The sequence below is a fragment of the Legionella micdadei genome (assembly GCF_000953635.1).
Taxonomy (GTDB): domain Bacteria; phylum Pseudomonadota; class Gammaproteobacteria; order Legionellales; family Legionellaceae; genus Tatlockia; species Tatlockia micdadei.
Window position 1 is genome coordinate 1,121,202 of sequence record NZ_LN614830.1, and the last position, 13,207, is coordinate 1,134,408.

Sequence of the window (13,207 nt, forward strand, 5' to 3'; positions counted from 1 at the left end):
ATGTCAACAGACCCTAGTTGAGTGTGTTAATTATTTAGACCTGGGATTGCCTTCTATGTTCTGTAAATTGGCAAATTGAAGTTTGGCTAGCTCAGCGAAGTATCCTGGTTCACTCACTAACTGATCAAAATTGCCTTCCTGAATGATTTGTCCGTCCTGAATGACTAAAATACGGTTTGCATTTCGTAAAGTGGAAAGACGGTGCGCGATAACTAATTGAGTAACTTTTAATTTATTCAAGTATTCTTGGACTCTGAATTGGCTTTGACTATCCAAAGCACTGGTGGCTTCATCGAGGAATAGGATCTTTGGTTTTTTCACCAAGGCACGTGCGAGGATAACTCGTTGCATCTCGCCTCCAGAGAGCGATTGCATGCCCTCATTAATAAAAGTATCCATTTCCATCGGGAATCCAGAAATCATATGCTCTAAACCCAACTGATAAACGATGTCCCAGGCATCATTACGGGTGAGCCGCTTATCATTACCAATAATGTTTTCTAAAATAGTTCCTGGAACAAGGACACTTTTTTGTGTAACTACTCCAATCTGTTGTCGTAAAGAGGATAAATTAATCATATCCATGTTAACGTCGTCGAAAAAAATCTGGCCGTCTAGCGGTTTTTCCAAACCTAGTAAAATGCGGAATAAGGTAGATTTGCCACAACCTGAACTTCCAGTAAGTCCAACAACTTCACCAGGATTAACGGTTAAACTGATATTTTTATACACTAGGGGCTGATTTTCGTCGTAACGGAAAGATAAATTTTTAATCTGAATTTTTCCTTCTAGTTTCACGTGGCTTCCGCCCCGTTGACGAGGCTCAACTTTGGCCTGGAAAATCACTAATGATTGTTCGAAAAGAGGAATAATAAGGAGAATAGAAGAAACGAAAGTGGTTAGCGTAATCAGGGCCGCAAAAAATTGGGAAAATGCAGCATTAAATGCAATGAAAGTACCAATTTGCAACTGATTTTTTTGATAAAAATAAATGCAAAATAGAATTAATGTCACCACCATAAGTAGTGAACCATGAATAATATGTAAATAGATACCTATTTTTTCGGCTTTGAATTTCGCGATGAGTAGATTGGAAAAATAGTCAGACCAGATATTAAAAGCCCGATACTCGCTTGCTGATACTTTAAATTTAATAATTCCATTAATGACTTGGAAAACGAACCCCGCTTGCTTAATCACATACTCATATACCTTTCGTTGATGGGTCAAAAAGCGTTTACTCAGGCTAATAATTAACATAGCAAGGATGATAAAACTGAACAAAGATAACAATGCCAAGGTCAGACTGTAATAGCACATTAGGCCGAACGAAACGATGGAAACGACAATACTAAAAAGTGACAGGACGGTGGATTGGGTAAGCATTTCCTGAATGGCTGAAACAACCCCAGCCCGGTAAGCAATATCCCCGGCATTAAATTGGCGAAAAAAAATCGGATTTAATTTTAACAGTCTATCCCAGATGGCAGGTTCAATCCGCATTTGCACTTTGAAACGTAAGTGCAGCATCATAATGGACTGATTAATTGATAAGAAGAAATAAATGAATGTATTCATGATTAGTGAAACACTCAAAACAGTCATCTGGCTGGTCTCAACAAAATGAGTAAAATTATTAAAAAAATAACTCATGAAAATGGGTAAACTCATCAATAAAAAGCTTAACATGAGTTGCAAATAGAGAATTGATCTTAAATCAGAAAATAAGCGGCCAAACGAGAACTTCAAAATGTCGAAGAGCTTATTTATTTTATCGGGTAGCGGTTTGATAAAAGAAAACGCATAGTGTTCTACTGCAGATAATTCATGGTGTTTCAAAGGTACCTTTCCAAGAGGGGTTGATCGTTCATAACCGCCATTTTGTTTAGGTGTTAAAACACAAGGGAGTCCATCAATAAAAGCCAAGATAATTCCATGGTCTTTTTCCCACCATTTTTGTTCGAGAGCAATTTTTTGAATACGAACACCTGAGTGAACAGAGATTCGTTCCATTGCTTCATCAATATCATCTTCTAAATCACCGCTCGGAAGATCAAGGGTCATCCCATGTAAGTCAGCAAGATGAAGACAAGCGTCTATTAATAATTTCTTTTTATCAAAAGTAGCAAATTTCGTAGAATCTTCTCGACTGAGTACTTGTCTTATTTTTAATAAACCGGGAGCAATTCTCTCAAATTCTTTGTCATTCATAGTAAGTAATCCTTTTCGATGAATTGCTTATATTTACCGTTTAACTTCAATAACTCTTTATGCGTCCCTCGCTCTGCGATTGCGCCATCTTCGATCACAATGATTTCATTACAGTGCCTTATCGCACTTAAGCGATGAGCAACAATAATAAAACTACAATCCATTTTGCTCAAATTTTGATAAATTTTTGCCTCTGTCACTGAATCGAGTGCAGAAGTAGCTTCATCGAGAAGAATCAATTCAGGCTTTTTGATTAATGCCCTAGCAATTTCAATGCGTTGGGCTTGTCCGAGGCTTATATTAGCCCCCCCTTCAAGAATGCGGTAATCTAAACCTCCTTTCATACTCACCACATCGTAAACACAAGCTGTTTGCAGGGCTTCTATGATTGTTGCTTCATCAATGCTTCCATCCCACATCGTTAAATTGTCTCTAATTGTTCCTTCAAAAAGAAAGATATTTTGGTCCACGTAGGAAACGAGTTTAAATAATTCATCGGGAGAATAGTCTTTAATATTTTTACCATGAAGGTAAATATCGCCAAACCAAGGGTCGTAAAGCCCGGTGATTAAGTTTAATAAGGAGGATTTTCCACCACCTGAAATACCTGTAATGGCAACGCTATCTCCTTTTTTTAAACTGATATTAATCTCTGATAGTATGGGTGCTTCTAATTTGCAGTAGCCGTAATAAACATCTTTAATATCAACTAAATTGGGTGATTTTATTTGCTTGGTTTCTTCGTTTTTTTCTTTGCTACCTTTGTATAAAAGCACGTCGTTTACCCGTAGCAGATCGCCTTTTAATTCATTTATTTTTAAGAAATTGTCAACAATGCTAATGACGGGTTCAGGATAAAGGAGCAATAAAGTATAGATTGCGATAATTCCGCCGACAGTCATTGTACCTTGCATCACAAAATGAGCACCTAAGATAATTAATAGGACTAAATTTAAAAAATACAGTGCATTGGGCAGTAGCGAGATAAGTGCGGTATAAACATCAATGGTTTGTTGCGAATCAATCAACTTAGATTTATAGCTTAACCAACGGCTGAAAAATCGATTCTCACCATTCATGAATTTCAGTGCTTCCATCATTTGTACACCACTGTATTCGATACCATGCATTTTAGCTTGATCTTGGGAGAATCGACGGCCAAGGTCGATGATTATTCGTTTGGTGATAATAATTGAGGCAAAGTTTAGAATGGTTATAAATACTGCAATTAATCCAATATATTTGTTAATTAAAAGAATGATGAGTGTATAAATAATAATGCTTAGGCTGTCGATAATAACCTCAGAAAATCCATCTGTAATTTTCTGTGAAATTTCATCAAAAATATAAATACGATTTGAAATATCTCCGGTTGCCCTCTGGATATAAAATGACATAGGTAAGTGCAATATTTTATTAAAAAATCGAGGTATTTTCTTAATTGAGAATCTAATCTTATAGAGCACCAAATAGTATCGCTGGATCCAAAGAAGAAGTATCATGCAGAGTATTGTAAAACTCATGCTTAAAGCAAAACCCAGCATCCATTGCTCTTGATTATCAACAATAATTTTATCAACAAAAAATTCAATAAATAGTGCTAAAGAGGCTTGAGGCAGCGACAACAGGGCAGAAACAAAGAAGAGATAGCCAAGCTCCACAAGATCCCCTTCAAGATAATCACTTAATAACCCGAAAACGGATTTTTCTTTTTTTCCGCTCGGTTTGAATTGTTCGCCGGGGGTAATACGTAAAAGAACGCCGGTGTAACCTTTATCAAATTCATCAAGTGTGATCTTGCGCGGCCCTGTGGCTGGATCATTAATATAAACTGTATTTTTTATGATTCCTTCCACCACAATGAAATGATTAAATTTCCAAAATACAATGAAAGGTGTTGGCATATAGCCTAATGAATCTAAATCTTTTATCCGCTTCCCTTCCGCATTCATGCCCATATTGCGAGCAGCTTTAATAATGTTAATTGCTTTAGAACCATCGCGTGTTACGCCACATGCTTCCCGGGCTGTTTCCGCAGGAATGTGCAAACCATAATAAGCGAGGACAATCGCAAGGCATACAGCGCCGCATTCCATGGCATCCATTTGTAGAATGCTGGGCGTTTTCACGCGTTTATGATGAACTTCGGATAAGCCAAGATCAAAGTCAAATTTAATCATTTTTACTTATCATCCAGTTTTTTGCTGATTCAATGACTGGAATTATTATCGAAAGCGGATGTTGTTTTTTGACAATAATTCCCACACTTGAAACAGAACCAACAGACAGGTTTTCTTTAGGTCCGTTTGATGTTGTCCATAAATATCCACTGGGTGTATTTGGCGAATGAACAAGCGAAATTTTAGCTTTAAAAACAGGACCTTGTTGAATAAATTTATCAACTAATTTCTGATTCTCAACTGTACTTTCAATGCTTGGAGGGTTAATTGGTAATTCACTGATATAGGTTACTCGTCCTACAATGCCTCCATATTCGAGTGCATTAATGTGTTTTGGAAAGACTTTTGCCGGCATGCCGACTTTAATTTTTTTACCCTCATCAGCATTAAAAAAGGCAACCACTTCTAAATCATTACTGTGTGTGAGGATGTTAGTTAGTGTTTGCTTTTCAGTTAAAAAATCGCCTTTCTTGACATAGTTTGTGGCAATAACTCCATCGACAGGGCTGTACACAGTTTCTGTTAATTGGAGATTTTCAAGAAGCTTGCGTAAGTTGAATTCCGATTGGGCAACTTTTTCCTGTTGCTCCCTCAATTTCGTGTTCCACGACTCGATATAATCATTCCTGTTTTGATTAAGTTCAACCAGTGTATTTTGGTTTTTACTGATTTGTTCTTTGGCATCATAATAAGCTACTTGCATGTCATTGAGCTCGAGTCGAGACAAAATGCCTTTTTGAAATGCGGTTTCCTGGATTTTTAGCAGAGATTCGAGATGCTGTTTTTTTTCTTGTAAATTAGCATTAATTGTTTTTGCATAATTCATTGATTCTTCAATTCTTTTTAAACGAATTGCAATTTCTTTTTGTGCTGTTGCAGTGAGGTTGTTTAATTTAGTCTTCTCTTGATCGATATATTTGCGCAATTCTTTTGCTTCTGCAGCCATGTTTGGATTAGTCAATGTCGCTAAAACTTGGCCTTTCTTGACTTTTTCCCCCGGATTCACCAAAACGGCTTTCACATAGCCTCCAGAGATGGGAGACATGACATTAATGATTGCTGCATTTTTAGCCAGGATTATTCCTTGACCTTCAACAATAGCGGATATTTGTCCAAATATTAACCAAAAAAGGCATCCGATAAATAACATTAAAAAAATAACTAAATAAATCCATGCCTTAGGCGTAATGATACGAATGGCGTTTTGAAATTCATCCCTTTCCTGAGCAGATTCAATAGCTTGTTTGCGATATAGCTCGGAATCTTTCATATCATTTTCTCATGCATAATGCGAATACGGGCAGCTAAAATGGGTAGAAGCTCAAGGGCAATTTCAGGATAAGCATGGATTTGAGTTGTAAAATCCCATTCAGAAATAAAAACGCACTCCACACTATCTAGAGCACGCACAGAAGCGGTTGTTTTTAATTTATCGATAACAGAAATTTCCCCAATAATTTGACCAGGACTGAGCGTGGTAATGATAAGCTCTTTGCCGTCATCTAATGTCTTAAAAACTTGTACGGTACCTTTGCGTAGAATAAAGATACCGACAGGATTGTCTCCTTCGTTAATAATTATCTCATTTGGGGAATAATTGCGAATTGTTGCAAGATCAACCAGGGGCCATAAAGCATTTTTGCTTAGCTTACTGAAAAACTCGAGTTTTTTCAGGAAATTAAACAACTCTAAATTTTCAGCGATATCTTTTTCCATAACCTCTCCTCAAGAAAGGTATAACTTTTATCAGTATAAATAAAATTTAGCAGAAAATTGGCTTCAGAATATGGCACGTTAGTCCAATAAAAGCATATTATGGGCCATTATTTTAATAATGGATTATCGCTAGTTAGCTCATCTTTTTTATTTCTTGAGTCAGCGTCTCTCGATCATGTTTTTTGGGCTACACTTATAATGCTAGTTTTCTAAGTCTTATGAGGATTTATGTGATGAATCGTAATAAATTTATTAAATCTTTGGTTTCTCAGTTTGAGGCACAAATCAGCAAATTACCAGATCACAAATTGGAAGAGCTAGAATCTGGCAAACTAGAGATAAGTTTAACTCAAGCTGTAGGTAGCGAAGCTGGCGGTGCGGCTGCTCCAGTTAAGAAACAACCGACAAAACCAGCTCCAGCAACAGCTACAGCTACAAAGGCAAGGATGATTTAGTAACTCCTACAACAATAATCTTTAATTTTCTTTTTAAAATCGGCTAATTTAGCTGATTTTTTTTATCGAATTAAGGGGTCTTTGTAGTCTGGTTAGCTTGAACTAAGCTTATATGACTGGCCTTACTGGGTAAAAATTTTTGTGAGGATTGTGCTATGAACCGTAATAAAGTGATTAAGACATTAGTATCACGTTTTGAGCAACAAATTGGGAAGCTACCTGATGAAAAACTAAAAGAACTGGAATCGGGCAAATTAGAGTTAAACTTAATTCAACCTGTAGGGCAAGAAGCGGGTGGGGCTGGTATGAGGTCACCAGGAGACATAAGGAGAGGAAAGACTGAGCTTCCAATCCGTTTGGAGCCGCCGTCCAGAAGATAAGCTCATCAAATAATAATTACTCTAATGCATTTTGTAGTCGGGTTAACCTTGAACTAAACTTATATAACTAGCCATGCTAGTAATTTACAAGATTCGCAAGAAATTGAATAGGAGAATGGAAATCTTATTTAATTTCGATGTCTTTCCATGTGAAAGAAAAACAAGGAATTTACCGCTAAAAATGGAAGCTAAGTCTAGCAAACGAAAGACAAGATTTAGTTTCTACGGATGGTAAGGCTGGCGGTAAGTCAAAACACCTCCTAGAAAGATGTCATAGAGACAAGTTACTCAAGGATTAGATTGACTGTTTTATGATGGGTTTGCATTCCGTTGGAGTGCTAGATTTTGTGAGGATTATGCCATGAACCGTAACAAATTGATTAAAACGTTAGTATCCGAGTTTAAGGAACAAATTTGTAATTTACCTGATGAAAAACTAGAAGGACTGGAGTCTGGCAAATTAGAAATAAGTATAACCCAAGCTGTAGGGAACGAGGCAGGCGGTGCAGCTCCTACTGCTAGACGTATGCTTGGTAAAGAAATACCTGCTCCGGCAAGACCATCTCCTCATGCAGAAGCACCTACATTCGGAGGCAAGTTAAAGCGTCGTGTTTAATACTAGATACGATAATAATTGCCTTTTACTCAGCCTTAAAAATCAGCTCAAAATGAGCTGATTTTTGTATCAAATGAAATCTGGAAAATTTGAGATAAATAAACTTAATTCCAGTATTAAGGCGCGAATCGGTTGGAATTAGCGAGCGACATAATCTTTTCTTATAAGGTCGAATTGTAAAGGTTATACGGTCTTACAGGAAAAATCATTATAGAGTGAACAACGGTAACTCTATATTTTTAAAAATCAGATAATTACCTTGTTTTTGTACTACAATTAACTTGAAGCTACCGATAGGGAAATTCCATGGCTGAGTTACTCAATCTATTCCTCATTATCATCGTATTTGGTGTTGTCTTGTGGTTGGTGAATGTGTTTATCCCGATGCCAGGAGCGATTAAAAGCTTGCTTAACCTGTTAGTTTTGATCGTATTAATCATTTATATTTTGCAATTTTTTGGCGTGGTGAAAAATATTTTGCCAACGATCAAATTAATTCGTTAAGCAAAAATGATGTGTTCGCAGAAATCTTATAACTTTAATTTTTTATATAGAGGAAAAGGTAACCAGCGAATTACCCCCATGATGAAGCGCCAAAAAAAAGGATGATAAATCAGTCTTTTTTGCGCGATAGCAGCACGCCAGCATGCTTTGGCACAAGTTTTTGGGGGAGAAGCATAGAAAATTCCTGGTGAGCCGAAGGTTTGGGCCGTATCGATAAAGCCAAGCCTTGCGATAGTAATATGAACGTTAGGCCTTGCACTTTGTTGCAGACCTTCTAAATAAATTTCTATAGCCGCTTTACTTCCGCCATAGAGACTATTTTTAGCCCGACCCCTACACGCAGCAACAGAACTTAGAAAAACAAGATGATGCTCGATCTGTTGTTTATTGATGTAAGCGTGGATGAATTGCGCGGTGCTTTCGATATTGACTCTGATGAGTTGACTTATGTTTTCTTGGGTTAAGCCACAGTTCTCTATAATGGAGCTGTAGGCGATAAATAAATCAACCTCTCCAGTATCCCGCAGAAGAATTTGCATTAACTGAGCTGAATCGTTCGAAAAATCAGCAAAAATAAAATCACAGTCGACCTTATAGCGAAGGCGTATATCAGCAGCGATAATGGCAAGTTGCCCTGTGTTACGACCTACTAAAATCAACCTATTGCCAGCATTAGCAGCAAAATGGGCGAATTCTTCCGCAATAATCGAGGTAGCACCTAAAATAATCCATGTTCGGGCATTCATGGTGTGATACCCAGTCGATGACTTAAATCAGATCGCATTGTGCTTTGATACTGATTGAGTAATTGGGAAAATTGCTCATGATTGGGGTATTGCTTAACGAACTGCTCTTGTGTCAACAATAAGTCTTTAGCTAAATAAACCTTCCCATTTGCCTCAGTAATCCATTCATTCATCGCCGAAATCGCCTTTTGGGCGTTTGGATTATTAATGAAATCAATAGCCACGGTATAGCCAGGCTGGGTAAAAGACAGGAGTCCGATTCCCCCTTTAGTAAAGTATTTTAGTACAGCAAGCGTTGGCACAGCTTGATGAGCGTGAATGATTTTTAGTAATTCGTTAAGTGCTTCCATAGAGATTTCTTCATTAACAACTGCTTGAAATTGTAAAAGCCCTTTTTTACCGTATAAACGATTCCAATGTGAAATTGAATCAAGCGGATTATTAAATTGCTTGAGTGTGAGTGTTCTCTGCGTTGATGGATGAAATTTAAAATAAAAACGATTAAACTGCTTCATTACCCATGGATTAACAAGACGTACCGGTAATTTGGGAACCGTAAAATGACGGGGGGGCTGAGGGTGGTTCATACTGTCGCAATGATTAGCCAATGATAGTAAAGCACAAGGTTCATTCAGTAAATCAAGCCAAGCAACTTGGTAATCAAACTGACACCCCTGGCCTTTCATTTGCTGTAACAATCCAGTAAAGTCATAATGTTTTTCGTAGCGAACCGATACAAAATGAGAGGCCTTACGCATGTTAATCGCCGCTTGTTTAATAATGCCTGTTAGACCAAGCCCTGCAATAGTTGCATAAAATAATTCCGAATGGGTCTTTCGATCACAGTGAAAATTGTGATTCCCTAATTGCAAATCAATCCATTCTACATGCTCACCAAAACTTCCAGCATTATGATTGTTTTTACCATGAACATCATTAGCGATGCCACCTGCTACAGTAGCGCGTAGAGTACCTGGAATAACAGGAGGGATGTAATGGGGGTTAATATGGAGGAGATCAGCAAAAGTTACACTTCCCTGGCAAATTAAAAGCCCTGAATCTTCATCAAAAGACAAAAGATGATTTAAGCGAGAGGTGTCAATGATGACGCCATCATCGTTAAGACAGCAATCCCCATAGCTTGAACCATTTCCCCTTGCTAGCAGTCCTTTCTCCGACGACAAAGTGGCAAGAAGCTCAACCTCTTGTTCATCATCCGGACGAAAACAATCCGATGTGGTTTGTTTAGCATGACTAAAATTGGAAAATTGCTTATTTTTACTGAGCATGTCACATTACTTCAAGCGAACTCCTTTAAGTTTGGCACGTGTGCAGTCAGATGACAACCTTAGGAATTATTTGAATTTGGCATACATTTTGCTTATGCCTCGAAGGCCATTGTAAACCATGGCCTTAAACAATAGCGCTATAAAAATAATGAGAAAATTATGGCTGACAGAGAAATTTTATCGCAGGAAGAGATTGATGCTCTGCTGAATACTGTGGAAGCTGAAGAAAAATCCACTGATGAGGGCGCTCCTCCTGACTCACAAAAAGCTCACCTAAAAAATAATAAGGCAGAGAATGATTTTTCTGAAATTAACCCTGAGCAGGTACAAGTTCTTAATTTTACCAACCAAGAACGTACTGTCAGGGGTGAGTTACCTGTTCTGGATAAAATTCATGATCGGGCAGCCCGCTTTTTCGCGAATGATATTTATCAGTTAATGGCAAAAGATTTACAAATTAAGCAAGAAGCGTTATCGATCGTTAAGCATAGAGAATTTTTAGGCAGCTTACCAAACCCTACCTTGATGACCATCCGGCGCTTTAAGCCGCTCCGGGGTAAGGCCTTAATTTTATTTGACAGTACCTTTGTTTATGATTTGGTTGATTATTATTTTGGCGGCAGTTCGCAATTTCTTGCACAAAAAAGCAGAACCGATTTTACTGCGACAGAACTGCGGGTCATGGAAATTGTCATTGGTAAATTGGTTCGTTGCATTGAGCAAGCTTGGGCACCAATTATTAAATTAGAAGCAATCAAAGTAGGTGATGAAACGAACCCTCAACTGGTTCACATTGGTGAGCCAAATGAGGTATTGTTAGTAAGTCGTTTTAATGTTGATTTTGGTAAAGAAAGCGGTGCTTTCTATTTTGTTATTCCATACTCGATGGTAGAACCGATCAAGCAACAGTTAGAACTTGGGGCGGCAAGGCCAGATGATGAAATTGACCCTAACTGGGTGATGTCCCTGAAAGAAGAATTAATGGATGTGGAGCTGGTTGTCAGCTCGGTAATGGCTCAAACCAACAGTACCCTCGGCAAAGTAATGAGTTGGCAGGTGGGTGATTTTATTCCTTTGGAAATGAATGAGGTTGTAACATTGGATATCGAAGGGACTCCGGGTTTTACTGCAACGATTGGGAGTGCTAACGATAAAAGAGCTGTAAAGATAATTAAGAAAATTAGTTACTAGGGACTAGGAGTTGAGTAAATGGCAAATCAGACTGAGGTGACAACAACAGCAACCCAACAACAGAATGCTGTGCCTCAAGATGCAGATGTAGAAAAAATGGAATTAATTTTGGATATTCCGGTAGCTGTCACAGTAGAAATCGGCCGTACCAAAATGACGATACGCAATCTCTTACAGCTCAACCAAGGCGGTATTGTAGCTCTCGATCGGTTAGCGGGTGAACCTTTGGATGTATTGGTTAATGGGACATTAGTTGCTCACGGCGAAGTTGTGGTTGTTAATGACAAATTTGGTGTGCGCTTAACTGATATTGTGAGCAAAGCAGAACGCATCAAACGCCTAAGATGAAATTAACTTTTTTAGGCTCTATTGGACTTTTGGTTGGTAACTTGTTACCTATAATATCCAGAGCGACGACTTTATCCACTCATAATTCGCCGGCATTAAGCAGCAGCGAGCTCATGCGTGTCCTCGGTGGCTTGCTGATCGTCGTGGCTGTGATTGTTTTATTGTCTTGGATTCTACGCCGCTTAAATGGCGCTAAATTCGCGAATGCGAGCGGTTTTAAAATAATTGCCTGCATGAATTTAGGTGCTAGGGAAAAGATCATGCTCGTTCAGGTAGGATCGCGTATTCTTCTTCTGGGGGTAACTTCCGGAAGCATTAATACATTGCATGATTTTGGTGAAGAACTACCCCCATCTTTTTCATCAGAGCCTAAACCATCATTTTCGGAGTTTCTGAAAACTGCTCTTGGAAAATCAGAATGAAAAGGATTTTTTTAATTAGTTGCGCCGCATTAATTTTTTTCCCCTGGATAGCTGAAGCCGCTACAACTTCTTTACCTGCTGTTACCGTTTCGCCAGCGAGTAACGGTGGTCAGACTTACAGTGTCAATTTACAAATCTTAATTTTTATGACGCTGCTGAGTGTTTTGCCTGGGTTATTAATGGCAATGACCGCGTTTACGCGAATTATTATTGTGTTGTCAATTTTGCGGCAAGCCATAGGTATGGCACAAACACCAACCAATCAGATCCTCATAGGTATTGCTTTATTCATGACTTTTTTTGTTATGGCGCCTGTTTTCAATCAAATCAATGAGCAAGCTTTACAGCCTTATTTAGCAGATAAATTGGATTTTCCCCAAGCCATGACCAAAGCGCAGGAGCCTTTGCGTGGTTTTATGCTTAATCAAACACGCAAGAATGATTTGGCGCTTTTTGAAAAATTTAGCAGTAAGACTTACTCCTCGCTTGCCGAGATTCCTATGAGTATTTTGATTCCGGCTTTTATTACCAGCGAATTAAAAACGGCGTTTCAAATTGGTTTTATTTTGTTTTTGCCGTTTTTAATTATCGATTTAGTGGTTGCGAGTGTATTAATGGCAATGGGTATGATGATGCTCTCACCGCTGATTATTTCGTTGCCCTTTAAAATCATGTTGTTTGTAATGGTAGATGGATGGACATTGGTGTTGGGATCATTAGCCTCTAGTTTTGCGATGAGCTAGTCGTCGCTGTAATGAGGGGAGATCGAAGATAAAGCCTTTTTTACGGCAATGCTTGCGTTCTGGCTATTTGATTCGCACGAGGGATTCGTAATAGGCCAGACTGATCGATTACAGGGATTCGAAAGGAGAAATGGATGACACCTGAAACAGTTGTTTCACTATTTAGTGAAAGCGTATATATCATGACAATCATCTTAACGGTGCTAATCATTCCCGGCCTCATCGTGGGGTTACTGGTTTCCATGTTTCAAGCAGCAACCCAGATTAACGAAATGAGTTTAAGTTTTATTCCAAAACTTTTTATTACATTTTTGGTCTTTGTGTTCGCGGGTCCTTGGCTTTTGAAAACCATGATGAATTACACGGATTCCTTGTTCACTAACATTCCTTATTTGATAGGTTAAGC

General features: G+C 38.3%; 15 protein-coding genes. 9 read left to right on the forward strand and 6 right to left on the reverse strand.

The window, feature by feature from the left end:
- Positions 1 to 30: 30 nt before the first annotated feature.
- Genes LMI_RS05010 through LMI_RS05025 form a run of 4 tightly spaced genes read right to left on the reverse strand, consistent with a single transcriptional unit; the run spans position 31 to position 6,107 of the window.
- Positions 31 to 2,211, reverse strand: coding sequence for an ATP-binding cassette domain-containing protein (locus tag LMI_RS05010; RefSeq protein WP_045098816.1), 2,181 nt, complete (start codon positions 2,209 to 2,211; stop codon positions 31 to 33).
- A complete protein-coding gene (locus tag LMI_RS05015; protein ID WP_045098817.1) occupies positions 2,208 to 4,391 on the reverse strand; it encodes a cysteine peptidase family C39 domain-containing protein in 2,184 nt (727 codons plus the stop codon). Before LMI_RS05015 ends, LMI_RS05010 begins: the two co-directional genes overlap by 4 nt.
- Positions 4,384 to 5,661 (reverse strand): NHLP bacteriocin system secretion protein, encoded by a 1,278-nt coding sequence (locus tag LMI_RS05020; protein WP_045098818.1) that lies wholly within the window; start codon positions 5,659 to 5,661, stop codon positions 4,384 to 4,386. The genes LMI_RS05015 and LMI_RS05020 overlap by 8 nt, the downstream gene beginning before the upstream one ends.
- Complete coding sequence (locus LMI_RS05025; RefSeq protein ID WP_045098819.1) at positions 5,658 to 6,107, reverse strand: Crp/Fnr family transcriptional regulator; 450 nt, start codon at positions 6,105 to 6,107, stop codon at positions 5,658 to 5,660. Before LMI_RS05025 ends, LMI_RS05020 begins: the two co-directional genes overlap by 4 nt.
- Before the next feature lie 233 nt (positions 6,108 to 6,340).
- Between LMI_RS05025 and LMI_RS05030 the strand changes: the two genes are divergently transcribed.
- The 4 genes from LMI_RS05030 to LMI_RS05045 all read left to right on the forward strand — a co-directional run bounded on the left by LMI_RS05030 (position 6,341) and on the right by LMI_RS05045 (position 8,062).
- Positions 6,341 to 6,562, forward strand: a complete 222-nt coding sequence (locus LMI_RS05030) for a hypothetical protein (RefSeq protein WP_045098820.1) — start codon at positions 6,341 to 6,343, stop codon at positions 6,560 to 6,562.
- Positions 6,563 to 6,717: 155 nt separating this feature from the next.
- Entirely contained in the window at positions 6,718 to 6,942 is a 225-nt protein-coding gene (locus tag LMI_RS05035) for a hypothetical protein (protein ID WP_045098821.1), read from the forward strand.
- A gap of 361 nt (positions 6,943 to 7,303) precedes the next feature.
- Positions 7,304 to 7,558, forward strand: a complete 255-nt coding sequence (locus tag LMI_RS05040) for a hypothetical protein (RefSeq protein WP_045098822.1) — start codon at positions 7,304 to 7,306, stop codon at positions 7,556 to 7,558.
- A gap of 306 nt (positions 7,559 to 7,864) precedes the next feature.
- Entirely contained in the window at positions 7,865 to 8,062 is a 198-nt protein-coding gene (locus LMI_RS05045) for a Thivi_2564 family membrane protein (RefSeq protein ID WP_045098823.1), read from the forward strand.
- 26 nt (positions 8,063 to 8,088) lie between these two features.
- Here the strand turns inward: LMI_RS05045 and LMI_RS05050 are convergent, their stop codons facing one another.
- Both LMI_RS05050 and LMI_RS05055 read right to left on the reverse strand, forming a co-directional pair.
- Complete coding sequence (locus tag LMI_RS05050) at positions 8,089 to 8,808, reverse strand: SDR family NAD(P)-dependent oxidoreductase (protein ID WP_045098824.1); 720 nt, start codon at positions 8,806 to 8,808, stop codon at positions 8,089 to 8,091.
- Positions 8,805 to 10,097 (reverse strand): FAD-binding oxidoreductase, encoded by a 1,293-nt coding sequence (locus tag LMI_RS05055; protein ID WP_045098825.1) that lies wholly within the window; start codon positions 10,095 to 10,097, stop codon positions 8,805 to 8,807. Before LMI_RS05055 ends, LMI_RS05050 begins: the two co-directional genes overlap by 4 nt.
- Positions 10,098 to 10,256: 159 nt before the next feature.
- On the opposite strand from LMI_RS05055, the gene fliM reads away from it, so the two are divergent.
- The 5 genes from fliM (at position 10,257) to fliQ (ending at position 13,205) form a co-directional block, all read left to right on the forward strand.
- Positions 10,257 to 11,288 (forward strand): flagellar motor switch protein FliM, encoded by a 1,032-nt coding sequence (fliM, locus tag LMI_RS05060; RefSeq protein WP_045098826.1) that lies wholly within the window; start codon positions 10,257 to 10,259, stop codon positions 11,286 to 11,288.
- Between the two features lie 18 nt (positions 11,289 to 11,306).
- Positions 11,307 to 11,636, forward strand: a complete 330-nt coding sequence (gene fliN / locus LMI_RS05065) for a flagellar motor switch protein FliN (RefSeq protein ID WP_074454246.1) — start codon at positions 11,307 to 11,309, stop codon at positions 11,634 to 11,636.
- Complete coding sequence (gene fliO, locus LMI_RS05070) at positions 11,633 to 12,058, forward strand: flagellar biosynthetic protein FliO (RefSeq protein ID WP_052679458.1); 426 nt, start codon at positions 11,633 to 11,635, stop codon at positions 12,056 to 12,058. The genes fliN and fliO overlap by 4 nt, the downstream gene beginning before the upstream one ends.
- Entirely contained in the window at positions 12,055 to 12,801 is a 747-nt protein-coding gene (fliP, locus tag LMI_RS05075; protein WP_045098827.1) for a flagellar type III secretion system pore protein FliP, read from the forward strand. The genes fliO and fliP overlap by 4 nt, the downstream gene beginning before the upstream one ends.
- A gap of 134 nt (positions 12,802 to 12,935) precedes the next feature.
- Positions 12,936 to 13,205, forward strand: coding sequence for a flagellar biosynthesis protein FliQ (gene fliQ / locus LMI_RS05080; protein ID WP_045098828.1), 270 nt, complete (start codon positions 12,936 to 12,938; stop codon positions 13,203 to 13,205).
- Positions 13,206 to 13,207: the final 2 nt, after the last annotated feature.